The sequence below is a fragment of the Priestia aryabhattai genome (assembly GCF_023715685.1).
Classification (GTDB): Bacteria; Bacillota; Bacilli; order Bacillales; family Bacillaceae_H; genus Priestia; species Priestia aryabhattai_B.
The window spans coordinates 431386-457359 of record NZ_JAMBOQ010000004.1 but is presented as its reverse complement, the minus strand read 5'-3'; the positions used below and the strand labels follow the sequence as shown (position 1 = coordinate 457359).

The 25974-nt window shown below is 37.3% G+C and carries 25 protein-coding genes; 6 read left to right on the top strand and 19 right to left on the bottom strand.

What is annotated here, in order from left to right:
* Positions 1–171 precede the first annotated feature (171 nt).
* The gene (locus tag M3225_RS20900) at positions 172–3732 is read left to right on the top strand and encodes a CheR family methyltransferase (RefSeq protein ID WP_251396806.1); all 3561 of its coding nucleotides are present in this window, start codon (positions 172–174) and stop codon (positions 3730–3732) included.
* Here M3225_RS20900 and M3225_RS20895 read toward each other — a convergent pair.
* The 5 genes from M3225_RS20895 to M3225_RS20875 all read right to left on the bottom strand — a co-directional run bounded on the left by M3225_RS20895 (position 3729) and on the right by M3225_RS20875 (position 7575).
* Positions 3729–4010, bottom strand: coding sequence for a hypothetical protein (locus tag M3225_RS20895; protein WP_251396803.1), 282 nt, complete (start codon positions 4008–4010; stop codon positions 3729–3731). The two genes, M3225_RS20900 and M3225_RS20895, sit on opposite strands and share 4 nt — an antisense overlap.
* The gene (locus M3225_RS20890; RefSeq protein ID WP_251396800.1) at positions 3983–4348 is read right to left on the bottom strand and encodes a hypothetical protein; all 366 of its coding nucleotides are present in this window, start codon (positions 4346–4348) and stop codon (positions 3983–3985) included. The genes M3225_RS20895 and M3225_RS20890 overlap by 28 nt, the downstream gene beginning before the upstream one ends.
* Before the next feature lie 62 nt (positions 4349–4410).
* The gene (locus M3225_RS20885; protein ID WP_251396798.1) at positions 4411–4770 is read right to left on the bottom strand and encodes a cobalamin B12-binding domain-containing protein; all 360 of its coding nucleotides are present in this window, start codon (positions 4768–4770) and stop codon (positions 4411–4413) included.
* Between the two features lie 9 nt (positions 4771–4779).
* Positions 4780–4944: a B12-binding domain-containing protein gene (locus M3225_RS20880; RefSeq protein WP_251396796.1), complete on the bottom strand. Its 165-nt coding sequence runs from the start codon at positions 4942–4944 to the stop codon at positions 4780–4782.
* A gap of 99 nt (positions 4945–5043) precedes the next feature.
* Positions 5044–7575 (bottom strand): AAA domain-containing protein, encoded by a 2532-nt coding sequence (locus M3225_RS20875; protein ID WP_251396794.1) that lies wholly within the window; start codon positions 7573–7575, stop codon positions 5044–5046.
* Between the two features lie 322 nt (positions 7576–7897).
* Between M3225_RS20875 and M3225_RS20870 the strand changes: the two genes are divergently transcribed.
* Positions 7898–8935 carry a LysM peptidoglycan-binding and 3D domain-containing protein gene (locus M3225_RS20870; protein ID WP_251396792.1) on the top strand — a complete coding sequence of 346 codons (1038 nt, stop codon included), beginning with the start codon at positions 7898–7900 and terminating at the stop codon, positions 8933–8935.
* A gap of 23 nt (positions 8936–8958) precedes the next feature.
* Here the strand turns inward: M3225_RS20870 and M3225_RS20865 are convergent, their stop codons facing one another.
* The 4 genes from M3225_RS20865 to M3225_RS20850 form a co-directional block, all read right to left on the bottom strand.
* Positions 8959–9435: a GNAT family N-acetyltransferase gene (locus M3225_RS20865; RefSeq protein WP_251396789.1), complete on the bottom strand. Its 477-nt coding sequence runs from the start codon at positions 9433–9435 to the stop codon at positions 8959–8961.
* 2 nt (positions 9436–9437) lie between these two features.
* Positions 9438–9644, bottom strand: coding sequence for a zinc ribbon domain-containing protein (locus tag M3225_RS20860; RefSeq protein WP_251396785.1), 207 nt, complete (start codon positions 9642–9644; stop codon positions 9438–9440).
* 177 nt (positions 9645–9821) lie between these two features.
* Positions 9822–10643: an MBL fold metallo-hydrolase gene (locus M3225_RS20855; RefSeq protein ID WP_251396782.1), complete on the bottom strand. Its 822-nt coding sequence runs from the start codon at positions 10641–10643 to the stop codon at positions 9822–9824.
* A gap of 289 nt (positions 10644–10932) precedes the next feature.
* The gene (locus M3225_RS20850) at positions 10933–11142 is read right to left on the bottom strand and encodes a cold-inducible protein YdjO-related protein (protein ID WP_251396779.1); all 210 of its coding nucleotides are present in this window, start codon (positions 11140–11142) and stop codon (positions 10933–10935) included.
* Between the two features lie 144 nt (positions 11143–11286).
* Between M3225_RS20850 and M3225_RS20845 the strand changes: the two genes are divergently transcribed.
* The gene (locus M3225_RS20845) at positions 11287–11736 is read left to right on the top strand and encodes a MarR family winged helix-turn-helix transcriptional regulator (protein WP_251396777.1); all 450 of its coding nucleotides are present in this window, start codon (positions 11287–11289) and stop codon (positions 11734–11736) included.
* Between the two features lie 61 nt (positions 11737–11797).
* Here M3225_RS20845 and M3225_RS20840 read toward each other — a convergent pair whose 3' ends face one another.
* Together M3225_RS20840 and M3225_RS20835 are read right to left on the bottom strand one after the other, a co-directional pair.
* Positions 11798–12217, bottom strand: a complete 420-nt coding sequence (locus M3225_RS20840; protein ID WP_098314918.1) for an organic hydroperoxide resistance protein — start codon at positions 12215–12217, stop codon at positions 11798–11800.
* A 156-nt stretch (positions 12218–12373) separates the two neighbouring features.
* Entirely contained in the window at positions 12374–13582 is a 1209-nt protein-coding gene (locus M3225_RS20835) for a DNA polymerase IV (RefSeq protein WP_251396775.1), read from the bottom strand.
* A 164-nt stretch (positions 13583–13746) separates the two neighbouring features.
* Between M3225_RS20835 and M3225_RS20830 the strand changes: the two genes are divergently transcribed.
* Entirely contained in the window at positions 13747–14325 is a 579-nt protein-coding gene (locus M3225_RS20830) for a DedA family protein (RefSeq protein ID WP_251396773.1), read from the top strand.
* A 51-nt stretch (positions 14326–14376) separates the two neighbouring features.
* On the opposite strand, the gene M3225_RS20825 is transcribed toward M3225_RS20830, so the two are convergent.
* The 4 genes from M3225_RS20825 to M3225_RS20810 are packed head-to-tail and all read right to left on the bottom strand — an operon-like array spanning position 14377 to position 18141.
* Positions 14377–14856 carry an RNA polymerase sigma factor gene (locus M3225_RS20825; RefSeq protein WP_251396771.1) on the bottom strand — a complete coding sequence of 160 codons (480 nt, stop codon included), beginning with the start codon at positions 14854–14856 and terminating at the stop codon, positions 14377–14379.
* Positions 14857–14872: 16 nt separating this feature from the next.
* Positions 14873–16828 carry a DUF6449 domain-containing protein gene (locus tag M3225_RS29845; protein WP_251396770.1) on the bottom strand — a complete coding sequence of 652 codons (1956 nt, stop codon included), beginning with the start codon at positions 16826–16828 and terminating at the stop codon, positions 14873–14875.
* A 31-nt stretch (positions 16829–16859) separates the two neighbouring features.
* Positions 16860–17759, bottom strand: coding sequence for an ABC transporter ATP-binding protein (locus tag M3225_RS20815; protein WP_048020984.1), 900 nt, complete (start codon positions 17757–17759; stop codon positions 16860–16862).
* Positions 17752–18141 carry a GntR family transcriptional regulator gene (locus M3225_RS20810; RefSeq protein WP_013083081.1) on the bottom strand — a complete coding sequence of 130 codons (390 nt, stop codon included), beginning with the start codon at positions 18139–18141 and terminating at the stop codon, positions 17752–17754. Before M3225_RS20810 ends, M3225_RS20815 begins: the two co-directional genes overlap by 8 nt.
* A gap of 353 nt (positions 18142–18494) precedes the next feature.
* On the opposite strand from M3225_RS20810, the gene M3225_RS20805 reads away from it, so the two are divergent.
* Entirely contained in the window at positions 18495–19367 is an 873-nt protein-coding gene (locus tag M3225_RS20805; RefSeq protein ID WP_251396769.1) for a selenium metabolism-associated LysR family transcriptional regulator, read from the top strand.
* Positions 19368–19448: 81 nt separating this feature from the next.
* Here the strand turns inward: M3225_RS20805 and M3225_RS20800 are convergent, their stop codons facing one another.
* The 3 genes from M3225_RS20800 to M3225_RS20790 all read right to left on the bottom strand — a co-directional run bounded on the left by M3225_RS20800 (position 19449) and on the right by M3225_RS20790 (position 23464).
* Positions 19449–20648, bottom strand: a complete 1200-nt coding sequence (locus M3225_RS20800) for an MFS transporter (RefSeq protein ID WP_251396768.1) — start codon at positions 20646–20648, stop codon at positions 19449–19451.
* A 232-nt stretch (positions 20649–20880) separates the two neighbouring features.
* A complete protein-coding gene (locus M3225_RS20795; RefSeq protein WP_251396767.1) occupies positions 20881–21258 on the bottom strand; it encodes a PH domain-containing protein in 378 nt (125 codons plus the stop codon).
* A 64-nt stretch (positions 21259–21322) separates the two neighbouring features.
* The gene (locus M3225_RS20790) at positions 21323–23464 is read right to left on the bottom strand and encodes a YhgE/Pip domain-containing protein (protein WP_251396766.1); all 2142 of its coding nucleotides are present in this window, start codon (positions 23462–23464) and stop codon (positions 21323–21325) included.
* Between the two features lie 110 nt (positions 23465–23574).
* Between M3225_RS20790 and M3225_RS20785 the strand changes: the two genes are divergently transcribed.
* Positions 23575–24750: an alanyl-tRNA editing protein gene (locus M3225_RS20785; protein ID WP_251396764.1), complete on the top strand. Its 1176-nt coding sequence runs from the start codon at positions 23575–23577 to the stop codon at positions 24748–24750.
* 41 nt (positions 24751–24791) lie between these two features.
* On the opposite strand, the gene M3225_RS20780 is transcribed toward M3225_RS20785, so the two are convergent.
* Positions 24792–25715: a 1,4-dihydroxy-2-naphthoate polyprenyltransferase gene (locus M3225_RS20780; RefSeq protein ID WP_251396762.1), complete on the bottom strand. Its 924-nt coding sequence runs from the start codon at positions 25713–25715 to the stop codon at positions 24792–24794.
* Positions 25716–25974 lie beyond the last annotated feature (259 nt).

Genomic DNA, 25974 nt, shown 5'->3' with positions numbered 1-25974 from the left:
CGTTATTTGAACAATATAATAGGTTTGCTAAAATGAACCTATGTACCAGCACCTTGGTTTTTTTAGAAAAATTTACTTTTGATGTAAACCATGCTGTGCTGTCGTCGACATTAAAATAAACAAAACGACATACAATCTACGAAGTGTTTAAACATTATTGGAGGTTCTACTATGAAGAACAACTCGTTTTCTACAGTTCCATCGTCTTCAGAGGGAATAGAGAAACAAGATTTACACGTGGTGGGAATTGGCGCTTCTGCTGGAGGGTTAGAAGCTATTGAGCAGTTTTTCGCTAATATGCCTTCACCAAATGGAATGGCGTTTATTATTGTGCAGCACCTTTCCTCTAAATATAAAAGTTTTATGCCAGAACTTTTAGCAAAAAAAACAGGAATGAATATCGAACTGACACAAGACGGGATGACTTTACAAGAAGACACAATTTATTTAAATCCTCCCCATCATTATGTGACCGTTATCAATCATACTCTTCGCCTTCGTCCTTATGAGGAAAATGATCAGGTAAAGTATCCGATTGACACCTTTTTTCATTCTCTTGCTGCCGCAAAAAAATACCGGTGCACAGCCATTATTTTATCGGGAAAAGGAAATGATGGAACAGGAGGAGCAAAAACGATACGAGAGTACGGCGGAACTGTACTTGTACAAGATGGAAGCACAGCAAAGTATAGAGATATGCCTGTAAGCGCTATCAATGCACACCTTGCTGATTATATTCTTTCTCCTGCTGATATGCCTGACCTTGTGCAAACGCATGTCAGCCAAACTGAATTTACATATAATGAAGAAACGCTGCACTACATTTATTCATTAATAAAGAAGAAAACAGGCATTGATTTCTCTATGTATAAAAAAAACACGGTGCTGCGACGACTTGAAAAGAGAATGGCTTTACTCGATCCTCCCTCTCAAACCATGGAAGAGTACCGGGACTATTTATGTAAAGAAGCCGAAGAAATCGTCGAACTGCAGCGAGACCTGCTGATTGGGGTTACACAATTTCTTAGAGATAAAGAAGCATTCTCTATTATTGAAGAACAAGTCATTCCTCAATTAGTTGAAAGAAAGATTCATAGCCAAGAAGATGAAATCCGCATCTGGGTAGCAGGTTGTTCTACTGGTCAAGAAGCATACACATTAGCTATTTTGCTTTATGATTATTTATCAACAATCAACCGTTATTTCGGTGTCCGAATCTTTGCTACAGACATCGATCGTCATGCAATCAAAAGAGCTAGTCAAGGTATTTATGAAGAAGCGGAAGTTTATTCTTTCTCAGCAGCTCAGATTAATGAATATTTTGAGCAAACAAAACACGGTGGTTATCAAGTTAAAAAAACAATTCGCAAAATGATTGTTTTTGCCCCGCATAATATAGGAAAAGATTCGCCTTTTGTAAACGTCGACTTAATTAGCTGTCGAAATATGATGATTTATTTTCAAGCTGAACTGCAGCAGCGTATCTTGTCTCTTTTTCATTTTTCTTTGACAGAAGAAGGTGTACTTTTTTTAGGTCCTAGTGAAACAACAGGCAATTTGTCTGATTTGTTTCGTCCTATCAACAGTAAGTGGAAAATATTTAAGCGTTCCGGACAAGCCAGCCAACAGATTACGGGAGCTTTTAATCTTTCAAAAGCAAACTTGCATGAAAGTGATTTTTCTAGCGTGCCGCTGCCAAGTCAACTTTATAAGCCGCTTCCTTCACTTAAACTAGATGAGATGTATCAGTCGATGATTGATCACTTTATGAGCCCTTGTCTTGTATTAAATGAATGCAGCGAAGTTATATTTTGTTCAAAAAAAGCGACTCAGCTTATTAACGTTCCTGTAGGGAAAATTAATTCTACTATTTTCAAAATGGTTCCAGTTCACGTCTCTTTAGCCATTGGAGCAGCTATTAAACGTGTAAAAGAGCAAGGTATGAGCGTATGCTGTCAGCACATTGAGTTTGTCATAAACAACGTTCAGCGCCGTTTTAATATTACGATATCTGCTCTTCCAACAAATCACTCTCTTTATTTACTCATGTTTGATGAACAGACAGATGATGCCATTATTAATAAAGAGGAGCCCCTGTTTCTTAATCAAACAAGCTCCATTAATGAGCTTGTAGTAGATTTAGAGCAAGAGCTTCATTACACGCAACAGCATTTGCAAACAACGATTGAAGAGCTAGAAACAGCAAATGAGGAGCTAAAGTCTACGAACGAAGAACTGATCGCTTCTAACGAAGAGCTGCAGTCCACAAATGAAGAATTGCAGTCTGTTAATGAAGAATTAATTAGTGTTAACAACCAATATGAGCGGAAGATTGAAGAATTAACGGACTTAAACAACGATATTGATAATTTATTAATCAGTACAACTATTGCTACCATCTTTTTAGACGAGCAGCTCAATATCAAATTATTTACGCCCGAAACGAAAACGGTGATCAACGTTCTTCATCAAGATATTGGAAGACCTTTCTTTCATATCTCGCATAACTTTAGATATGACCATCTAATCGAGGACGCAATGCATGTTTTAAGAACAAATAATACCCTTCAAAAAGAAATTCAAAGCTACGATAACCAATGGTACAGCATGAAAATGATGCCTTATCGTACGAATGAGAATTTAATTAACGGTGTAGTTATTACGTTTATTAATATTACAGAAATTAAACGATCAAATGAAGAATTGGCTATTACATCATTTGCAGTGGCTCATAGTCCTACGGGCATTTTCATTACGGATCATCAAGGTAAAATTAAGTACATTAATCAAAAATTTATGGAACAAAAGCATGCGCCACAGGAAGTATTTGGGCTACACCTCTATGACTTATATACAAAAAAGCTGGGTGTTAAAAGATTTCCTAAAATTTGGAATGAAGTATACAGAGGCGAAAAATGGAACGGGGAAATTTCCTACGTTCAAGAAAACGGAGAAACCGTTTGGGAACAGTTAGCCTTGATGCCTGTTAAAAATGATCAGGATGAAATCATCCATTATATTGGGGTAAGCGAAGACATTTCACAGCGCAAACAGTCGGAAATGATGCTCAAAAATTCAGAGATGCTGTCAGCACTTGGACAGCTGGCTGCTGGCATTGCCCATGAAATACGAAACCCTCTTACATCATTAAAAGGTTTCTTACAGCTTATGATGCAAGAAGAAACGTATAAAAAAGAATATATGGATGTCATGATGTCAGAGTTTAACCGCTTAGAACTGATTATTAGCGAACTGCTCATTCTAGCTAAACCCGAAGTTGTAAAATATGAAAATAAACAGATAAATTTAATTCTTCAAGATGTGTGTACACTATTGCATACACAAGCCATTCTTAAAAACATTACCATTTCAACAGATTTTGAAGAAAAATTACCTGTTGTTCATTGTATTGAAAAAGATATGAAACAAGTATTTATCAATATGGTGAAAAATTCTATTGAAGCAATGGATGACCCTGGGTCTATTCTGGTGGTATCTAAATTTGATCCAGGTACAAATCAAGTAGTCATCCAAGTGATAGATGAAGGAAAAGGCATGCCGAAAGATCGATTAACACGAATTAGCGAGCCTTTCTATACAACAAAAGAAAAAGGAACAGGATTAGGATTGATGGTGAGTCACAAAATCATTAGTAATCATAAAGGAAGCATTTCGTATGATAGTGAAGAAGGAAAAGGAACAACGGTAGAAATCCGATTACCGCTTTCTTAATGTACTTTGTTCTTCTGTCTTAAACAGTCAAGCTCCTGATCAATTAAATCTTGAATGTCAAACAAATGTGTAGAGACCAATTCAATATATTCTCCTTTTCCTGCTTCAATTACGTCGGAGCGGATAATACTCAGGAGGTCTCGAATGGTTAGCACATTTATTTTCATTTCTCGAAAATGGCGTTGAAGATCAACTAACTGCATTCTTTTCGCCGTTTCTACATCTGTGTCCCTGACTGAAAAATCTTGGTTTACTTGTGATGAGTCTTGCATAAGCATAGAGCGAAACTGTTGAAGTGTTGATTGAACACTCGTGATTGTTCATGAACAGGATGGCAGAAAATAGCATGCAGCGAATGATAGGCTTCAGGCTTAAAATGAAAATCAAAAAGAGCAACCGGGTTAGAAAACGTGCGCATATTTACTTCAATTCGCACTTCTTCCTTTCCCTGGAGTGCTCTTTTTACTTTTTCTTGGCTATCTTCATCAACTAGATCTAAAAGGTTCTGAACAGGTGGGAAATTTTTAGTGACGCTTGGTGTAAATTCAATTATTTCATTGTCTTTATTGAGTAAAAACATTGGAACCGGAATGTGTTGAATCGGCAAACTGATCATATTTCTTCCCCCATTACTAACATTTTATCTTGCGTCGAACTTTCTTTATTATTGATTAGAAGCTAGTCTTTAAAGGCTTGAATATGATTAATGAATATGATTTTTGAAGATCCTGAAGCCGACAAATCGTGCGTGTTGAGAAGCCTGCTGCCTACTAATACAAGTGGATGTTGCGGCATGCTTTCAATCTCAGCAATATACTTTTGTAAATCCGGCAAGAGGTGTACCTGCGAGATAGACAAGTACACTACATCAGGGTCCCATCTTTCAATGCTTTTTAGAGCGAACGGTAGCGGCAAGTTTGCTCCCAAATTTTTAACTTCCCATCCCTGTTCCCTCATAAGTCCTGCAATCATTTTAATGCCTAAGTAATGCTCTTCTCCTTCAATGCAAAAAAGAAGCGCTCGATTACGCTGAAGCAATTGCTGCAGTTAAAGCTGAAAGCGAGTTAACACATAGTCACAGGTTGTAGTAGCAAAATGCTCGTCCGCTACTGAAATTTTATTTTCTTGCCACCTTTTTCCTATTTCATACATCGCTTCTGTCAGAAACGTGTATACGCTAGTTGAAGAATGGCCTTCTTCTATATATAGCAATGAGCAGCCAGCTTTTTTGAACGTCTCCTTCTAGCAAATAATCAGCTAAAGCCGCTACATTACGAGAGTAAACGATAAGATCACGCCCTTTTCTTAAAGTTACAATAAGTCTCTAGGCAAAACTTCCTTTTTGCAAGATGGACAAAATGCGTAGACGCCTTTATTTTCATCGAAATCTACGTTCATCGGCTGCTTGCATGCTTTACATACAGCATGTACGTAGTTTAAATATTTTTCTACTAGTAAACGTGTTGCCCCACTTGTTTTCCCGCAATAATAGCAAATAAACCTTATTTTTCCTTTTTTTGTTACCTCTACTTCTCGCATATGCTGACAAGATTCACAGCGATCCCAACTGCGAAGGTAATTGCTCAAAGAATATTGTGGTTTATTTGTTTCTATATACATTTTTGTTTCTTGATTTCTCGTTTTATCTTCCGTAAAGTCAATTGACCGAATAAGCTGTTTAGCGCCTAGCTTTGACTCAATTCTAGCTGCCATAAACGCTTCATTCTTTTCACCATAGGGCATATTAATCCATATAGTGGATTCATCTATGATAAGCAGTGACATTGGAACAGCAGATGAAATGACATGAGCACCGTCAATTCGAACTTCTTTTGGTTCACGAGTAAGAACGGTCGTTTCACCTTTAAACGAACTTAATATATCCCATATTTCTTGAGGAATAAGCGAAGCATAAGGAATACACAATAAAATCTGCTGCCGAGCTTGATATAAGTCTTTTTTTAACTGGCTATTGTTCGATGGATGGTACCAAATCAATTTAGGGTGCTGAATGACTTCTTTTAAAAATTGCTGAGGTTGGTATACTTTTTGATTCTCGTTAAAATGGTTGACCAACTTCCATAACGCTCGCTGCTTTGGTACACGTTGTTGAACAAACGGCTCGTCTGAAATCATAATAAATTTTCCTTTTGAACGCGTCACCGCTACATTTACTAATCGGTCGCTATTTTCATTAGTTAAAAGTAAACCTGGTTTCGACTGCGGCTTTGTATCGACCGTATCAAAAATCATTATATCTCGTTCCGCGCCTTGAAATTTATGTACGGTTGCTGCAATTATATCGCTAGTTGGTTCAATATCTTGAAGAAATGCATTGATCAATTTAGCTTGAGACTTATAAGGAGTCACATAGCCAAGAGTAGACGAAGAAGCTTTGCGTGCCCGTAGCATCAAACTTACCGCCAAAACAGCCGTTATCACATTATAGCGTGAGCCAGAAGCGACATCTCGCATAGCGGAAGAATGCAAATGACCAATATTAAGCACAAGCGCTGCTTCATGAGCAAACGGCCGGCTGCTTGCTACTACTTCTCGACTTATAACAGAGTGATGATCTGCTACTCGATTGCTGTAAATATAGCGATTTGTAAAAGCTGAGATACCTTTATGCATTCTTCTTTGCTTCGTTAACATAAAAAGATGCGGGTGTATCTCACCGCTTTCTACTTGTTCGACAAGACCCGTCTGTTCAAATAAATCTCGCTGTAGCCACTTTTTTACTTCAGTGTGAGAAGATTGAGATACCGGGGGAAGCTGTTTAAAATCGCCACATAAGACAATTCGTTTTCCTAGCGTAGCTGCAAAAGCAATTTGCGGTGCATACGCCATGCTAATTTCGTCTACCACAACCATATCAAATTCACTTTGATAAAGTAATCGGTCAATAGCCGCTTTTGATAAAGTAGTGCCTACAATATACGCTTGATCAAAAACATTTTTCTCCGCTTCAATCCACTTGTTACGAAGGGCGTTTAGCTTTTTGTTAACTTGCTGAAGTCGGTGAGCTCTATTGGGGTACCTACTTAAGTAAACTCGTTCTTCTTGTAAATCCCGCATCTCCTGAGCTAAATCTGGATCATCTTCTCCAATTACTTCTTCTACTTTTATATTTTCTAAGCCGCTGCTTTTTGTTGCTCCGTATCGAATGAGTTTTCCTTTTTTCCAAACTTCTTTCTTTTTTAACTGACGTGCAGTTTCTTGCAGCAAACCGTCCACCGCTGCATTACTGTGAGATAATAAAAGGATCCGCTTTGATTTCCTGTAATAGCTTGCCGCGATTTTAGACAGCGTATATGTTTTTCCTGTCCCAGGAGGCCCCCAAATATACGTGGTACGGTTATAACGCGCTCGTAATAACACTTCGTGAAGAGCGTTCTTAGACGTATGCTCACTATGACGAACAGGACTATCGCCTCTCATAAGACGTTTGATTCTCACTACTTTTTGTTTGTAATCTTTCGCTTCCGTGAGTCTATCAATGAGAGCCTGCAATAATTCCCATGGTTCGTTATATATATCGAGTTCGTCTACTTCTTGTCCAATAAACGTATCTATTTTAAGGTACAAATCAAATCCTTCTGTTCCGATAACTTCTCCTTTACTCTCTTTATGCTGGTGGACAAGGCGTACCTGAGCTCCATCAAAAAGGTATAAATCGGCTGTGCGTTCAAACCGGTAAAGGTACGCATCCTCCTGCTGCCCTAAGTACTCTCCTATTCCTACCGTATACTTTTCTCCGCCGTGTTTCTTCATATAATTAATCTCAATGGAAAGTGCTCTCACCCATGCTTTTAAATATGAAGAGATAGAGCGTTTTTTCATAGATGTCAAACTCCCTTTTTATCCGTTCATTTCTAACTTGTCTATTCTATCATGTCATTTGAATATAGCATAGCTTCTTTCTTCTTCACCTTTATGAAAGCAGAATACCTTTTTTACTATCCTATCTTTATAGACAAATTAAGACTTTTTTTCATGATAATCGTAAAAAAACTGCGTTTTTTGCAGATTTTTTGCGTTTTTTCTATAAATTTAGACGTATTGTTACAAATTTGTAATATAAAACCCACCTTTTTGTCATGAGTTTGTTACATATTGCTGATAGAATAAGAGACAACTATTGGGAATAAAGGAGAAATATTAGATGAAAAAACATATTTTTACATTAGGGGCAACAGCTTTAGTATCAATTGGAATTGCAGACGCAGCATCGGCTGACACAGACACGCATAAAGTAAAAGCTGGAGAAACGTTATTCAGCATCTCTCAGCAGCATAATGTAACAGTTGAGGATTTAAAAAAGTGGAACGGTCTTTCTTCCACACTGATTTATGCAAACCAAACATTAAAAATTGGATCTACATCTACTGACTCTTCATCTAATTCAACTCCAACTACGACATCTTCAAATCATACATATACAGTAAAATCAGGCGACACGCTTTATCGTATCGCTAAAAACAACGGTACTTCTGTACAGCAGCTAAAAGAGTGGAATAACTTATCTAGTCATTTAATTTACGTGAACCAAGTGCTAAAAATAAGCGGAGCAGGAACTGTTTCATCATCACCTTCAGCACCTGTACAGGAAAAAACAAACGAAACGCAGGCATCCCCGGCTCCTAGCAACAGTAAAAGTTACAAAGTTCAGCCTGGAGATACAATGTGGAGCGTAGCACAGCGACACGGCATTTCAATTTCTCAATTAAAACAGTGGAATAACTTATCGTCTAATACGATTTACATTAATCAAGTGCTACAAGTAGGCGGACAAGCAGCAGCTCAGGCGAAACCATCAACGCCATCACCTGCTGCTCCTTCGACACCGTCAACTTCAGCACCGTCGACTTCAACATCTTCACCTGCTCCAGCGGAGGAAAATAAGTCGGTTTCTAAAGAGATTACGGTTGAAGCAACAGCTTATACTGCTTACTGTGCGGGCTGCAGTGGAATTACTGCTACAGGCATCGACCTAAGGTCAAATCCTAATCGAAAAGTAATTGCAGTTGATCCTCGCGTGATTCCATTAGGTTCTCGTGTATACGTAGAAGGTTACGGAGAAGCGATTGCTGGAGATACTGGTGGTGCCATTAAAGGTACTCGCGTTGATTTATTTATGGCATCTCAAAGCTCTGCTTTAAATTGGGGACGCAAAACGGTAAAACTTCAAATTTTAGATTAATCACTAAAAAAGGCAGAAGCGTGTTAGTCGCTTCTGCTTTTTAATGTTTTTTCAAACATAATCATATCGATAGCTTGCAAGCCATTCTCGTAAATCGGTGGAACGTACTGCAGGAAAAAATTCTTTTTTACACCTGTTTGATAAAAGCCTGCCTTTTTATAAAATGCTATGTTTTCAAGACTGGAATCCGCTGTGCCTACAATCATTTTAGAATAATGGTTACACTCATACAATGTTTCTAACTTTTTAATGACTTTGCTGCCGATTCCTTTTCCTCTGTATGCTTCTTTTAAGCCGATATTCTTTACTTCTACTGTCGCTTCCTTTTCATCGATGAGGCACTGTACAACTCCTATCTCCTTCTTTTCATACACAATGGTAAATAAGGTCCCTTCATTTATATACGACTTCACCATTTTTTCGTCTTCATCCCCTATTAATAGCAGGTTCAAATAGGAAACGCGCCTGTCTTTTTCAATTTCAATAAGGTTGATACTCATCTTTATCCTCCAAAAAATAAGTCAATAATATTGCTGCCTCTTGAAGATGATTTATTATAGAGCTCTGAATAACCGCAGCTCGTACAATATACAACTGTAAAGTGATTGTGCTGAACATCTAAGTATCTAGAAAGTCCCGTTCCTGTTGTAGCAATTTCTTTTGTTTTTGCTTCTGTGTGTCCGCATTTTACACAACCTTTTTTCCCCATTGTCATACTCCTTTATAAATAAAACAATTTCTTACTTATATAAACGGATATAAAAGGAAAAAGTTTCATTTAATTGATAAATAAAGTAATTAAGAAAAACCCCATCTTCCATTATCCGGGAATATAAGATGCGGTTTCTTACTTTTAGTATCAACGTTATGACCATACACTCGGTTTCTATGATAGTAGTTCTCTTTTCATAATTTCAACGTTTTTTTGGTGACATTGTGCGGTGAAATCAGATGGAAACGCCAGTTTATCATTTAGCTTATCAAGCGCTTCTTTACTGTGTTCTTTCACTGCAGCTTGCAGTTCATCTAAATAAGAGCTGGCCATCTCCACTCGTCTTTGAATCTCAGCTCGGTGATGTGTCGTTTTCCCGTGCCCAGGAACTAGCGTTAAATTTTGGTGCTTAGCTAAAATATGTCGAGCAGTAGCAAGCGTGTCACGGTAATCGTTTACACTTTCATATATGTACGGATATTCAAAATCAGATAAATAATCCCCTGCTATCCATATCGAATTATCGACAATCATGAAGAGTCCATCGTTCGTATGACCTTTTGCAAAATAACATGTAATAGGTGTTTCGCCTAAGGTAATATGCTGTTCATTTTCAACTACGACAATATCCAGATCCGGGAATATAATATCATGAGATCTTTTTATATAATAGTCATGATCAAACTGCTTAATCATTTGAACTTTTTCTTCTTTGTGCGGATGATGTTCTAAAAATTTGCTGCCGATAAAGGTGGTATTTAATTCTAAGAAAGCGCCATATCCAATGACGTGATCAAAATCTCCGTGAGTAAAAAATACATACAGTTTGCGATGATTTAAGATCCCTTGAACATGCTGTTTAATTTCATTAATTTCGTGAGGAAGCCATGTTGGATCGACAACAATTACACAGTCTTTTGTTTCAACAACTGCAGATGTTGTTTGAAATAGCGCGCTTTCAAAAACCGTCATTTGCTCCGTTTTATATTGAATCATAGAGAACAGCTCCTTATTTTTTCCATTACCTTTATTATATCGGAAATAGAAAGATAATGGCGCGTATCACAGTTTATAAAACGAAACTATGCAAGATGTGATAAAATGCGGAACCAGCCAAACAATGAAATCCAAATAGGAATACTAAATAAGGTTCCCCAAAATAAACCTTTCAAAAAATTCCCTTGATTCATTCTGATATTCCTCACCTTCATAGTATGTTGGTTCTTATTCTAGCGCAGCTTAATGAAATTTTAGTGAAAATAAAAAAGAAGCAGTCGCTTCTTTTTTATTTATTATAAAATTGGTGATCGTACTTAATTTTCGGCAGCTCGCGTACTTCCTGCGACATTTCCGTTCCGCACATCGGACAATTATAATCAACCGTAACAAAATCTTCTCTCATCCACCCATTACATGATTCAGATTGACACGCATATACAGTCGTATCCATCATTTGATTTACTTCTTCTTCTACGGCTTTTTTTGCAAAATACATGTGCACAGCTCCCTTTTTTTCTTAGTATATGTAAAATTCCCATTTTTTATTTACAGCTTGATTACTTTTTCATCCAGCGTTATTGGACACCACTATTTAATTGTGTATAATTAAATAAAAAACAATAGATTGGAGGCAACTTGTATGGAACAACTGTATAAGCAGCTGCAGCTAGAAAATCAGCTTTGCTTCTCAATTTATGCCACGTCTCGAGAAATTACAAAGGTATACAAGCCGCTGCTCGATAAATTAGGAGTAACCTATCCGCAGTATTTAGCCCTTCTTGTTTTATGGGAACATGAAACACTCAGTGTAAAAAAAATGGGAGAACTTCTGTATTTGGATTCAGGTACTCTTACTCCTATGCTAAAAAGAATGCAGGATCAAGAATTAGTGATTCGTCAGCGTTCTAATGAAGATGAACGCGTCGTTTTTATTAGTTTAACCGAAAAAGGAAAAAAATTACGTGATAAAGCTTGTCATATTCCAGAAGAAGTTTTTAGTATGACAAATAAGTCACAAGGAGAATTAGAAAAGCTGAAAGAAACCCTGCAGGAGTTATTGCAATCATTGCATACGTACAATCAAAAATAGGCCACTTAAAATTGCACATAAAAAACGCTTGGATTTAAGATAAATCCAAGCGTTTTTTTACTTACTCAGCCGTTGTATTTAACGTTACGTTAACATTTCCACGCGTTGCTTTAGAATACGGGCAGAATTGATGTGCATCTTCTACTAGCTTCTCCGCTACTTCTTGTGAAACGCCTTTAATATGAGCGTTTAACACCACGCCAATTTTAAAGCCATCATCAGTGTGGTCTTTTAGTAGACTTACTTCTGCAGTAATAGACGAATCAATGTCTTTTTTTTGTTTCTTAGCGATTAAATTTAAAGCACCGTCAAAACAAGCAGAATATCCTGCTGCAAACAGCTGCTCGGGATTTGTTCCTTCTTTTTTGTTATTTGGAGAAGGATTTACAAGGGTTAAATCAATAATACCATCATCTGATTTAACTCGACCATCTCGGCCTCCAACGGCTGTTGCTTTAGATGTAAATAGTACGTCTGACATAAGATCACCTCATATATTATTTTATGTAATTTAATTGCAAACAATCAAAAAAACCGCAATCAAATTCATTTTGTAATCACTTTGATTACCCTGTTAGTAATGTACTTCCCCTTCTATAATGAGTGTAAACCTATTATTTTATACAAAAAAAGAGAGTTACCTCTCTTCTTTTCCCTTTTGTTTTTTTAAACCGCTTTGAATAATGTTATCTCCATATTTTTCACGCAAACTTTCGACCGCTTTGTATAAAGGTTCTTTTTTTGCTTGCTCTCCATATGTAAACAAATCTAACTGTTCTTCTTCCTGGAGTTGGTGACTCACTTGAAGAGCGGCTACGCCCAATAAACGAATCGGTTCTCCGTTCCAATGCTTTTGAAATAAGACCGCACTGTAATGAAAAAGATCGTTTTGCTCGCTAATTGCTTTAGAAATGGTTTGGCTTCGAGTAATGGTTTTAAAATCACTATATCGTATCGTTAATTGAATCGTTTTGCTTACAACTTTTTTCGCTTTCATACGAGAACTTACAGAATGCGATAGTTTATTTAAAATAGGCAGAACTTCATGTTCATCTACTGCATTTTGAGATAGCGTCGTAGAGTTTCCAATAGATTTAAACTGTGATTGGCGATCAGGATTCACCTGTCGATCATCTTGGCCCCACGCTCGGTCTCTCATAACTTCTCCTTTTACTCCGAGAGTTTGTTTAAGAAGTCCGGGAGCGGCGTTTGCTAGATCACCGATGGTCACGATCTTAATCGCATTTAGCTTTTCAGCTGTCTTCTTACCGATTCCATGCATTTCCTCTACGGCTTTTGGCCAAAGAACTGTTTGTACATCTCTTTTTCGAAGGACGGTAATTCCTAAAGGTTTTTGCATATCACTTGCCGTTTTGGCTAAAAATTTATTCGGTGCGATTCCAATTGACACAGGAATTTGCAGCGTCTGTATTAAATGTTGCTGAATTGACTTTGCTATGCCAAGAGGAGAGCCTAATTCAGCACAGTTTGTAATATCCAAATAGCCTTCATCAATTGAAGCAGGCTCTAAAAGAGGTGAAATGGTTACTAAATAATCAAACATGTTTTTGGACACTTGGCGATATAATGGAAAATTAGGTTTTATAACAACAAGCTCGGGGCATTTTCTCTTCGCTTCCCAAAGAGGCATAGGCGCATATACTCCGCGTTTACGAGCAATATAGTTACAGGTTACAACAATTCCTCTTCGTTCCTTTGGATTGCCAGCAATAGCAAGAGGCTTATCTTTAAGCGTATGATCATGTGCGGTTTCAACAGATGCATAAAAAGCATTGGCATCAATATGAAGAATAACTTTGCCGTTTTTAGGGTACATCATTTTCATACTATCACCTCTTCATATATAATTAATCCCCGAAATAAGAACGTACATTCTTATTTATTATAACTCTTTTTTTCTAAGTTGTGCGTACCTATACTTTATTTTTATTTTGAGCGAACACTGTGTGGCACTCTCTCGTATTCTAATGAAGAAAGGAGGAAGAAAACATGATTGATCAGCTTATCGGAGCCATTAACCAATTAGGCTACGGATATTTCTTTTTTATCATTTTAGTCGGAGCAAACCTTACTCCAATTCCTGACCCAGTATATATTATGCTTGCAGGCAGTCAGGCTACATCTCCATCCGTTCAGTATATTCCAGCTTTTATACTTACTTATAGCGGCATGATGCTTAGCTTATACCTTAAATTTTTGATAGCCAGTCTTTTTTCAGCTCAAGCGCTTGCGCTATTAAAACGCCCGCGATGGGAAAAAAATGTGATGAAAGTCGAGCGAACGATTCAAGAATACGGATCTCATGCCATCATCGCAAGCTACTTTTTACCAGGAATGCGACATGTGATGCCTTTTTTTCTCGGAGCGAGCGGAATGAAGCATCGTCAGTATATTAAAGTCTCATTTTCTTTCGGTTTTATTTGGACGCTGGCTTTATTTATTTTCGGTTCCTTTTTTAATACAACATCTTCTTATACTGATGTGATTGAGATCACTTTAGCTTTTTGTGCGATCAGTTTGATTATCTATGCCGTTCAGAGACGAAAAATACGAAAAAAACAGCAGTAGTTTGTGTAAAGAAAAACTTCTTTTTCACAAACTGCTGCTGTTCCATTTATATTAAATGACTTCATTATATCCCTTTACAAAGTATTTGCGCGCGCGGTAAAGAGCTGATTTTAACGTAGTCATCTGCATATTTAATAGCTCGGCAATTTCTTCATATTTAAATCCAAATCCATATTTTAACAGAAGTAAATTGCGATACTTAGGGTTCAATTTATTTAAAATCGCCTGACATTCAGCTGCCTCTTCATTTCTGAGCACCTGCTGAATAGGCGTATACATAATGGGCTCTTCTTTGTAAGAAGACGTATAGCGGTCTTTCACCATTTTACGCCTTCCTAAATCACACCGTTTATTTAATGCGACGCGAAACATCCAAGCTTTTATTTTTTCAGGATCGACCATTTCTTGTTTTTCTAAATACTTTAATGCTACTTCTTGCGTAATATCTTCGGCGTCTTGTCTATTCACACCATTTTTTAATAAATAAGCCAGCACCTGATTTAAATAATCTTGTAATTCCTCGCCGCACATAATATGTTCTCCCTTGTTATTTTAGTTTTTCTTTTATTCCTTTTGGAATCATGTTAGCATCAAACATTTGAACTTCAGGAGTTGCATTTTTGTAACGAAAGACAACTATATAATCCCCTTGTTCTTGAATGGTTGTATGCGAAAGAAAATAATCGATTTGTTTGGAATCTTTAATAGTTAACGCACCTTTTCTTTTAGTCAGAATAGACGGATTGTTTATCCATGCAGGCTGAAGAGTTTCGTGATCTTTATTTTTTAAAACCACAACATTTGAAACGTCTTCTGGCATGACCCGAGCATCTTCAAACATTTTTTCTTGCTTGAGCCACTTTTCAACTCCTTTATATGATTTCTCAAAAGGTATGGAATCCACAATCTGTCCATTTTCGTCCATAAAATCAATGCTAGACCAGCTTTGTTGTCGGCTCTTGGTATCTTCATACGTTTGGTTTTGTATTGACTTTCTTATTGCCTCTTTTAAACCCTCAATCTTGTTTGAATCTTTAATTGTAATAGGTTCTGACCGTTTATACATTGCATCAATTTGAACTTCTTTTACATACCTCATATTTTTACTATTAGGTTCTAAAATATAATAAAAATGGTTTTTATACTCGGGTGTTTCTATAATTCGTTTGTAAAAAGCTTTATAATCAGCTTCACGTACCGCATATTGTCGAACAACTTTTTTTCCATTTTTTAAATTATAAGCAAATGTTATTTCACGAGCATCTCCAGACTGTATTTCTCTTTTGGAAATATTAGGATGGTCTTTTATAATTTGTTTATGCAACACTCGTATAAAATTAATGGTATTCTTACTAGAATAATAGTAAGGCGGTTTATAATAATCCCCTTGCTCTATATCGTGACTTTTAGAGTTATCTGTTAAGGAATAGCCGTCTTTACCAAAATATACAGATTGAATGTTTTCTTGATTCGGTAGATAGGTAGAGTAACCAAAAACGTCCACTTTCAATCCTATCCCTATAACAATGGCTATTGCCACAAATAATATGTAGCCCTTCCATTTATCAAACACACGCCATGTTTTAGCTAAAATCATATGCCCAAGGATGTACCCTAATAAAGATCCAAAAACATAACCAAAAATAAGCCATTTAAAAGAATCCTTCATCTCACCGAAGTACATCCCCCATAATAATAATGAGCATGTCGTCAGTCCATAGATAAAAATAGGTTTTAACCATTTAAAAGCGATTGCATGCGTAGCGATTTCTAAACTTCTCTTTCGATATGCAATAAATGCAATGAAACAAAGTACACAAGCTACAATTGCATATATTACTAGACTTAGATAACTTTCTTTTCCACTATCTAACAGATCTATAATATGGATAAAAGGAACTAAATCTTGTACGTTTTTCCCTGAATAATATGTTGTAGCAAACCCATACCAATAAAACTTAACATTCATAATAAAAAACTGAATGAGCGCAGCCGGAAGAATGAATAATATATATATAAACGCACCTTGCAGTATTGACATACCTGTGAACATACCTGCAAATACGGCTCCAGAAAAAACAAAGATATTCAAAATGATAGTATCAATAGCCCATCGTAGAATTAATTTTAGTGTATATAAATCGTCAACATTTACTGAATCTTTAATAAGAAAAAGGACGATAGCTGAAATGATAACAGGTAAAACTAATGATACAATTCCTAATAATACGTTTTGCCAAAATAGCACACCTCTGCTTATTGGTAAGCTATGAATATAATCAGCGGCTGATTTTGTTTGAATATATCGAAATAAAAATATAGCTAGCACCACAGGAACAGTAAACATAAACAAAAATTGAAGGCTTCCAGCAACTTCAAACAGAGTCTTTAACTTTTCTGTATACATTCCATTTTCGTTAACTTCACCTGTATACCTCAAAATAATTTGAAGTGGCAAAATAAATAAAAGAACAAGTGTATATAAAGCACCAATCCATCCCACGTTCCTCATGGATTGAATCCACATGCCTCGGTTAAACGATGATGTTTTCGATTGCATAACCCACATCCCCCATTTCATAAATAAAGATTTCTTCCAGCGTAAGTGGCAAGATGTCAAAAATTAAAGGCTTATACGATCGAACTTTGTTCACTAAGTGATTTTCTTTTCCTCGAACAATACAAAGCAAGACGCTTCCTCGTTTTTCTTGATATAAAATGTCTAGCGTGTCGTAAAGCGCTAGCGGCACATCGCCTTCAAATGCTACTTGAATTTTGTGCACGTCTGATTTTAAATCATCCAGTTCTTTCTCAATTAATAATTGACCGTGATGCAAGATGCCTACATGATCACAAAGATCTTCCACTTCTCGCAAGTTATGTGACGAAATTAAAATCGTCATTTCCCGTTCTGCCACGTCTTGAACAAGAAGGTTTTTAATTTTTTGACGCATTACCGCATCTAAACCATCGAGCGGCTCATCTAAGATAAGCACGTCAGGCATAGCAGACAGCGCTAACCAAAAACCTACTTGACGCTGCATTCCCTTTGACATTCTATGTACCTTTTTATGTAATTGAATTGGGAAAGCTTCTTTTAATTTTTGAAACCGCTCTTCGTTCCAAGTCGGATAGACGCTTCTATAAAAAGACGCCAATTGCTTAATGGTTGTTTGAGGAAAAAAATAAAGAGAATCTGGCATAAAAATAAGACGTTCTTTTAAGCCAACGTTTTCAAAGACTTCCTCGCCGTCTATTGCGATCTTCCCGTGATCTTGCTTGTAAATACCTGCAATGATTTTTAATAGCGTTGTTTTCCCTGCCCCGTTGGAGCCAAGCAGTCCGTAAATAGATCCTTTTTTTATAGAAAGCGTGACGTCTCTTAGAGCTTCCATTTCTTCAAACTCTTTTTTTATCGCCTTCAGTTCAATCACTATCGCTTCCTCCTTTTACTGCTTTTTCAGCCTGTGAAATAAGTGATAGAATTTCATCTTTGTCCATCCCTAAATACATAGCTTCTGCCAACAGTTTTACTAATTCTTCTTTCATCTTTTTCACCTTCTCGTTATTTAGTGTATCAACTTGAGGCGTTACAAAACTTCCTTTGCCTGGAACTGAATAAATATAGTTTTGATGTTCTAGTTCACGATACGCTTTTTGAATTGTATTTGGATTAATCGTTAATTCTTTTGCTAGCAGCCGAACAGATGGAAGCTTTTGATCGGCCTTAAAGACTTCGTGGATAATAAGCTCTTTCAATTTATCTACTAATTGTTCGTATATCGGCTTGCGACTACGAATATCTAAATCAAACATAGTCTGCCTCCCTTCATTCACCAAAAATCATGATGTGTGTACTAGGTGTATTAACTGTATTACTCATCGTATTACAGTTAATATTATAGTATGTTTTTTGGAAAAAACAAGTACTTTTTTTACTTTTGTTACAAATAGATGACAAAAAAGTGTTTAATAGCTTTATAGATGAAATGGCAATAACTCGATTAACTGTAATCAAATTTCGTTCGCCGCCTTCGTTATAAACCAAAATACTCCTTTAAGCCATCACCTTGTTTTACTTTTCTTAACCAAGTGCCTCTAGTTGTTACCATAATAATGTTTTATAATGTTTATAATTAATTTTTTTAATATAAAAGGAGCCATACTCTATGTACTATGATGCGTTAAAGACGTTTGTTTCTGTTGTAGAAGAGCAAAGCTTTACAAAAGCTGCAGAAAAACTGATGATTTCACAGCCAAGCGTAAGCGTACACATTAAAAATCTTGAAAAAGAGTTTCAAACTTCCCTGTTCTTGCGTTCACCTAAGATGTTAAAAATCACACCAAGCGGCGAAATTTTATACGATCGTGCTAAACAAATGATTCAGATATATGAGCATACGAAACGAGATATTTATGAACATCATCACCGTGTAAAAGGAATGTTAACGATTGGCGCCAGTTTTACGATTGGAGAATATATTCTCCCTTCCTTTTTAGCAAAGCTCCGTGAACAATACCCTGATATTGATGTGGAAGTGACTATCGGTAATACAAAAGAAATCGCTCAGCTTGTTCGTCATTTCAAAGTAGACGTAGGGCTTATTGAAGGTCACACAGAGGAGTCTGACTTACATATTCAGTCCTTTATGGACGATGAACTTGCTATCGTTGCTTCAGTCGATCACCCTCTGGCTCAGCTTAAAAAATTAGAAATCGATGATTTACAAAATCAGCGGTGGGTAGCTCGTGAAAAAGGCTCTGGAACAAGAGAGTATTTGGACCATGTTCTAATGTCCAACGGTTTAAAAATGAAAAGCATGCTAACGATCAGCAGCAATCAAGGAATTAAAGAAGCCATCGTTCATAATTTAGGACTGTCTGTGCTGTCGCTTTGTGCTATTAAAGAAGATGTAGAACAAAAGCACCTATCGATTCTCAACGTTAACACTGCTCCTTTTAAGCGCCGTTTTTCTTATATTTATCCTGCTAACAGCGCTCATAAAAAAGTAGCGGAGCTTTTTATTCAGCTTTTAAAATAAAAAAAGACTTTCCACGCTGAGTGGAAAGTCTTTTTTTCAGTCAATAGCCACCTCTCTATTCACATGTCTTTACATTCTTTCTTAGTGAAAACGCGTCTGCTGGGCCGGCATTTTTGACAAACGAACGGCTAAGAAAAAGGCGGTTGTAAGAAACACACCAATTAGAGCAATAACACCTTTCCAGCCGTACGCGCTCCAGCATAATCCAGCCACAGTCCCTCCAATGCTTGATCCTGCATAGTAAAAAAACAAATACAAAGACGAAGCCTGAGCTTTGTCATGAGTTGCTCTTCTTCCCACCCAGCTGCTTGCGATGGAGTGACTTCCAAAAAAGCCGAAGGTCAACAGCAAAAGCCCGGTAATTTTTATCCATAAAACCGGATGCAGCGTAACGATTGAACCCATAAGCGTAACAGCAATCGTACATAACAGCACTTTCTTCCGACCGTATCGATCTGCCAGCGTCCCCATCCAGACTGAGCTGAATACTCCGACAAAGAAAATAACAAAAATAAAACTTACAAGTGTATGATTCCAAGAATACGGAGGAGCGGATAAAGCGTATCCAATATAATTGTATAAAGCTACGTTACTTCCAAGCAGTGCAAAACCAATAGCAAAAAGGCAAAGCATCCCTTTATCTTGAAGATGACTGCGAAGAGAGTCGGTAAGCTGACGAAGTTCAAAGGACCGGGAAGTAAAGTTTTGTGAATCAGGCAAGTTCATAAAAAAAACAAATGTGGCCAATAAGCTGATTGCACTTACAACATCAAGAGCTACAGACCAGTTGAAATACTCCGTGAGCACTCCTGTCATAAGCCTTCCCGCTACGCCTCCAAAGGCGTTTCCGCTTATATAAATCCCCATCGCTTTCCCTAAACTTCCTGGTTCAATCTCTTCTCCTAAGTAAGCCATTGCCACAGAAGGCAACCCTGCTAAAACGATTCCTTGAATAACGCGAAAGACTAGCAGTGTCTCAAAAGTAGAGCTAAATGCTGTCATGATGCATAGCAATGACGCAAAAATTAACGATAGGCCCATCAGTTTCTTTCGTCCCCACACTTCTGATAAAGAACCTAAAAAAAGCATACTAACCGCAAGCGTGATGGTTGTTAACGAAAGAGACAAGCTAGCAAACGCCGGGGATATCCCAAATTCTCTAGAAAATTCGGGTAAAATGGCCTGTGTACAATATAAAATCGAAAATGTGTTGAAGCCTGCTGCAAAAAGCGCAACATTTGTTTTGCGAAAAGCTGATGTTCCAATTACGGTATAGCTCACAGTTGGTCACTTCCTTTTTTCTCTAAAAAAAGCATATCACGGTTTTTTTATTCTGTATAATTCATTATGTAAATCGTTTTCATGCATTTCAGTAATGAGTGAAGTGAACAAATATGGAAGGACAACAGCCTGATTATTTTCAAACAGCTGCATGCGAGAATGGAGATGTTATCCTCTCTCGTTTTACATAAACATAAAAAAAGTCGAGCCAGTTTTTCATGGCTCAACTTTTTTAATCTAACACATAAGATGCTAATACTTTTTGCACGTCGTAAACACTTTTATCTTTACGAAATTCTTTTGAAATCGGCGCACTAGAACCCGATACCCAAATATTTAATTCCGCATCTAAATCGAACGTTCCAGCCGTTTCTACGCTAAAATGTGTAATCGTCTTATAAGGAATGGAATGATAATCTATTTTCTTTCCCGTCACTCCTTGCTTATCAACGATAATTAAGCGTTTCGTCGTAAACACCATTAAATCGCGAATGACTTTATACGCTTGTTCCACTCGCTCGTTCGCAATTAAAATGTTTTGTAAATCTTTTTCGGTTCCTCTTATATCTGCTTCTGATGCATTTCCTAATAGTCCATCTAATATACCCATGCTTATCACTCCTTTATATCTACACTACCGCATTTTGTTCTGTCTGGAAACCCAAAACATTTTTTTAATGAATTAATTTACTTTCACGCGCTTTTTTTGTTAATTTTGCACTCGTTTTACTAAGAGGCTTATGAAGAAAAATGCCAACGAGCAGCACGCCAAGCCAAATGCAAAGAAGAACCGTAACGTCTTTTCTTACAATATCCGCTAACATGCCTCCTACCACTTCTCTCATCATGCTTATTGCATAAGTAAATGGTAAAAAAGGATTGATTGCTTGGAAAAAAGCAGGCACGACTTGAATGGGAAATGTACCGCCTGCAGCGGAAAGCTGAAGCACAAGTAAAACAATCGCCATCGCTTTTCCTGCATTGCCAAATATCGCAACAAGCGTATATACAATCGTCATAAACACGAAGCTGCACAGCAAGCCTAAAAAGATAAAAGGCACTTTATCTACGACATACGTTTTGATTAAAAATAAATCACCTATCGTCACAATAAAAGCTTGCACCAGAGCAATAGACAAAAACGTTAAAAGTCTTCCCAGGTAGACTTCATAGCTTTTGAACCGCTCTTCATCCGCTACTTCTACGCTTAAAATCGAAACTAACAGCAAAGCCCCGACCCACAAGCAAAGCGTTGTGTAAAACGGCGACATAGCCGAGCCGTAGTTCGGAATGGGATAAAGTCTTTCTTCTTTTAAAAGAACCGGTTTAGCAAAAAAGTCACTTTCCTTTTGCACATCGTTCTTTAGCAAATTGATAATATCTTCAATATTTTCTTTTTGCTGAAATTCTCGTATCTTATCCGCTATATTGTGTACATTTTGTTCAATTCGCGGAAAGTCTCTTGCCATTTTCGCAAGTTCCTGCTGTCCTAACACGATGCCACTCGCTGTTTTAGACAGCACATTAGAAACATCGGGTATGCTTTTATTGGCTTCATCAAGCAGTGAGTTTGCGCTTGCTGTTTTATCTTTCGCTTCTTTGATTGCTTGTTCAACAGCGGGCACAATCGTAGAAGAATATGAATTCGTTAACGCATTTAATCTAGAAACAGCTTGGTCGGTGCGAGAGCTGAACCTATCAAGTACGCTTTGATTTGGAACACCTCCAGCTTGTTGCTGCAGGCTGTTTACATCCGACAGCTGCTGCTGTAAAAGCGTATTTACACTTTTTATTTGATTAATAACAGGTGAAAGAACTTTCTGTTGAGACAACACATTTAAATCCGTAAGAAGCGTAACGATCTCTCCTGTGTCAGCAATTTGTTTTGTTAACTGCACTTTTAGCTGTTCTGCTGCTGCCCTGGCTTCAGCCGGTGCTATATCTTTTTCCATCAGCTGATTCTTCAATTCTTGAACTCGGAGAGCTCGTTGTTGAACACGATGCAGCGTTTCGTTGATAGTCGGTTCAGCTGTTTTTAAAACTTGATCGCTTTTAGTTAAAAAAGTATTTAGCTGCTGAGTCATCTGTGCGCCGTCAGCTGTTAATCTCTCTACTTCAGGAAGAGCAGCCTGAGCTTTTGATACAATAGCTCCAGCTTTTTGAGTGGTGTCATTCGCTTCATTAATTACTTTTTTGATTTCAGGAAGACGATTTTCGAGCTCAAAAATCCGCTGTTCAACTTGTTGAATGGTCGGCAAATCCCGCTGCAGTGTAATACCTAGTTCGTTAAACACTGAAAAAATGGCTCCATTCGCTGTTTTGACGAATTTTTCACTAATTTGTTGTGTTAAGCTGCTGGCTCCTTTGCTTGTAATTTTAGGCGCCACTGCGTTTATTTTTTCGTTCACTTTGTAAATAATGACCGGTTTTTCCAAACGATCTTGAAGAACTGTACCAAGCTTTTGTGAAAAATCTTTTGGAATAACAATACTTGCATAATAGTCTCCGTGCTTTACTCCGTGATCAGCTTTTTCTTTTGAGACAAACGTCCATCCAAGCGTTTTATTTTTTGTTAACGTTGCAATAATATCTTTTCCCACGTTCACGTGCTGACCTCTTATCGTAGAGCCTTCGTCTTCGCTCGTTACTGCAATGGCAATACCTTCAGTCCGCCCATATGGATCCCAAGATGCTTTTATATTAAACCATGCGTAAAAAGACGGCAGAATCATAAGCGTCAGCACAATGATAATCATCGCCCAATTGGTGAAAATTCTTTTTAAATCCCGTGTATAAATATAAACAGTATTTTTCATATGTCCCACCCAGTTTTATTGTTACAAGTTAGCTTATCCATGTTCGAAGAAACATATTTCTGATACTATAGAAAAAGTTAGATATGGTTTTAGTAGAAAGGATGATGAACATGACAGAAAGACTTTATTATAGCAATCCCTATCTAAGCACGTGGGAAACAGAAGTGACAGAGACGCGCTCTCTTTCAAATGGCTACGCTTTAACTTTAAAACACACCGCTTTTTATCCAGAAGGCGGCGGACAGCCTTCTGACTACGGTAATATTGCCGGGATTGACGTAAGAGATGTTTATGAAGAAAATGGAAAAGTATATCATATCGTCGATACACTCCCTGCACAAACGAACGTAACGTGTGAAATTGACTGGAATCGCCGCTTTGATCACATGCAGCAGCATAGCGGACAGCACTTACTTTCAGCTCTGTTAATGGATACATACGATATTCACACCGTTAGCTTTCATTTAGGAAGCGAAGCAGTCTCTATTGATGTAAATGTACCTCAGTTATCTCATGAGCAGCTATTACACATTGAAAAAATCGTAAACGACGCTATTTACAGCAATCGTCACATTAAAACTTACGAAGTAAAAAAAGAAGACCTGCATACTCTTGCGCTTCGCAAAGTGCCAGAGCTAGAAGACGAAATTGTACGAATCGTGGAAATTGAAGGCATTGATGTTTCTGCCTGCTGCGGTACACATGTGAACCAAATTGGAGAACTTGGCGTCATTAAACTTACGAAAACGGAAAAGCAGCGCGGCAATACACGCCTCTTTTTTAAATGCGGTATGCGTGCATTAGCTGATTATCAGCAGTCTCAAGAAATCGTAGCAGAACTTAGCAATAAATTCAGTACAAGCCGTGAATTGGTTATAGAACGAATTAAAAAAGTAGAAACCGAACAAAAAGAACTACAAAAACAACTAGAAGAATTAAAAAATGAAAATGCAGCTTATTTAGCCAGTGAATTAGAAGCCAAGAAAGAAGGCTCATTCCTGTACCATCACTTTGAAAACCGTACATTAAAAGATGTGCAAGCTTTGACAAAGCAGCTGCTTCAAAAGCCTGATACGACGCTTCTTTTTTCTTTTTCAAGTGATCAAAAAGTCTTACTGGCTCACAGCGGCAGTGAGGTAAAATGCGGAGAGCTTTATAAAGAGCTGCTTCCGCTTTACGATGGAAAAGGCGGCGGCGGACCAAAACAAGCCCAAGCCAGCTTTTCATCTTCTGAAAATATGAACGTATTTATTAGCACAGTAAAAGAAAAAATAAATCAAGCATAACAAAAAGCCTGTCTTTAAAAAGACAGGCTTTTTCCACCCAATCAGCTTACTAAATAGCCAATTAATAACCCAATTGATAAAGTAAATCCAAAAAACGTATTTGTTTGCGCGGTTGCTTTCATCGCAATAAGCTCTCCGCGTACAAATGCTTGTACGGCTTGAATTGGCTTAGGTGCACTAAGAAACACTAAGAAAATCCAAGGGCTAATATCGAAGAATACCACTAATGCAACGGTCCAAATATACGCAATGCCAAACAAAGCAGCTAAAAACCTAATCGCATTTTTAGAACCTAATAAAATAGCTAGCGTACGTCGTCCGCCTTTTGTGTCTTCTTCTATATCACGAATGTTGTTAGACAAATTAATCGCACCTACTAAAATCGCAATCGGAAGTGATACAAAGATACTTTCAGACGTTACGGTATTTGTTTGAATAAAAAATGAAATCAAAACGAACATAGCGCCCATGCAAAGACCTGAAAATAATTCTCCAAACGGTGTATACGCAATCGGAAGCGGTCCGCCTGTATACAAATAACCAATCGCCATACCTACTAATCCAACTAAAGCAAGCCACCAGCTGCTGTTTGCACATATATATACGCCTAAAATAAGAGCAATTCCATAAGAAACCAGTGCTAAATTTAACACCGTTTTCGGTTTCATTCCGTGTCTGACGATGGCTCCTCCGATTCCTACGGAGTCTTCTGTGTCTAATCCACGTTTAAAATCATAGTACTCGTTAAATAAGTTCGTCGCAATTTGAATCCACAAACATGAAAAAAGCATCGCCAGAAACATCCAAACGTTCACATGGCCATAAAACATGGCTAGAACTGTTCCAATCAAAACGGGTACAAACGATGCTGTTAGTGTATGAGGACGGGTTAATTGCCACAAAATCTTCCCTTTACTGTACTGCTCGACTGCAGCTTTGTTTTCTCTGTTATGACTTGTCATCATCCTCTTCCCTTCTATTACGAACCGTATCTCTATTTAAAAGTGCTGCTTTTAAAATAACGAATGATAGCAAATTTACTCTAATACAATACACGTCCGCCCAACAAAAAAATCACGGAACTCTTTAAAATATAAGCTCCACCTTATATCATAATAATTTATTGCTCTTTTTACAAGATGACCGCTTATACATTTCTGACTTTTTTCTACAAAAATCTGCTTTGACGCAGAAATTCATAGGAAAAAGATTAAAAGCCTATAC

Excerpts from the sequence above, each read along its gene's own strand:
- M3225_RS20900 (WP_251396806.1), top strand. The coding sequence starts at position 172 with ATGAAGAACAACTCGTTTTCTACAGTTCCATCGTCTTCAGAGGGAATA.
- M3225_RS20895 (WP_251396803.1), bottom strand. The coding sequence starts at position 4,010 with ATGCTTATGCAAGACTCATCACAAGTAAACCAAGATTTTTCAGTCAGG.
- M3225_RS20890 (WP_251396800.1), bottom strand. The coding sequence starts at position 4,348 with ATGATCAGTTTGCCGATTCAACACATTCCGGTTCCAATGTTTTTACTC.
- M3225_RS20875 (WP_251396794.1), bottom strand. The coding sequence starts at position 7,575 with ATGAAAAAACGCTCTATCTCTTCATATTTAAAAGCATGGGTGAGAGCA.
- M3225_RS20870 (WP_251396792.1), top strand. The coding sequence starts at position 7,898 with ATGAAAAAACATATTTTTACATTAGGGGCAACAGCTTTAGTATCAATT.
- M3225_RS20865 (WP_251396789.1), bottom strand. The coding sequence starts at position 9,435 with ATGAGTATCAACCTTATTGAAATTGAAAAAGACAGGCGCGTTTCCTAT.
- M3225_RS20860 (WP_251396785.1), bottom strand. The coding sequence starts at position 9,644 with ATGGGGAAAAAAGGTTGTGTAAAATGCGGACACACAGAAGCAAAAACA.
- M3225_RS20855 (WP_251396782.1), bottom strand. The coding sequence starts at position 10,643 with ATGATTCAATATAAAACGGAGCAAATGACGGTTTTTGAAAGCGCGCTA.
- M3225_RS20850 (WP_251396779.1), bottom strand. The coding sequence starts at position 11,142 with ATGTATTTTGCAAAAAAAGCCGTAGAAGAAGAAGTAAATCAAATGATG.
- M3225_RS20845 (WP_251396777.1), top strand. The coding sequence starts at position 11,287 with ATGGAACAACTGTATAAGCAGCTGCAGCTAGAAAATCAGCTTTGCTTC.
- M3225_RS20840 (WP_098314918.1), bottom strand. The coding sequence starts at position 12,217 with ATGTCAGACGTACTATTTACATCTAAAGCAACAGCCGTTGGAGGCCGA.
- M3225_RS20835 (WP_251396775.1), bottom strand. The coding sequence starts at position 13,582 with ATGAAAATGATGTACCCTAAAAACGGCAAAGTTATTCTTCATATTGAT.
- M3225_RS20830 (WP_251396773.1), top strand. The coding sequence starts at position 13,747 with ATGATTGATCAGCTTATCGGAGCCATTAACCAATTAGGCTACGGATAT.
- M3225_RS20825 (WP_251396771.1), bottom strand. The coding sequence starts at position 14,856 with ATGTGCGGCGAGGAATTACAAGATTATTTAAATCAGGTGCTGGCTTAT.
- M3225_RS20810 (WP_013083081.1), bottom strand. The coding sequence starts at position 18,141 with ATGTTTGATTTAGATATTCGTAGTCGCAAGCCGATATACGAACAATTA.
- M3225_RS20805 (WP_251396769.1), top strand. The coding sequence starts at position 18,495 with ATGTACTATGATGCGTTAAAGACGTTTGTTTCTGTTGTAGAAGAGCAA.
- M3225_RS20795 (WP_251396767.1), bottom strand. The coding sequence starts at position 21,258 with ATGGGTATATTAGATGGACTATTAGGAAATGCATCAGAAGCAGATATA.
- M3225_RS20790 (WP_251396766.1), bottom strand. The coding sequence starts at position 23,464 with ATGAAAAATACTGTTTATATTTATACACGGGATTTAAAAAGAATTTTC.
- M3225_RS20785 (WP_251396764.1), top strand. The coding sequence starts at position 23,575 with ATGACAGAAAGACTTTATTATAGCAATCCCTATCTAAGCACGTGGGAA.
- M3225_RS20780 (WP_251396762.1), bottom strand. The coding sequence starts at position 25,715 with ATGATGACAAGTCATAACAGAGAAAACAAAGCTGCAGTCGAGCAGTAC.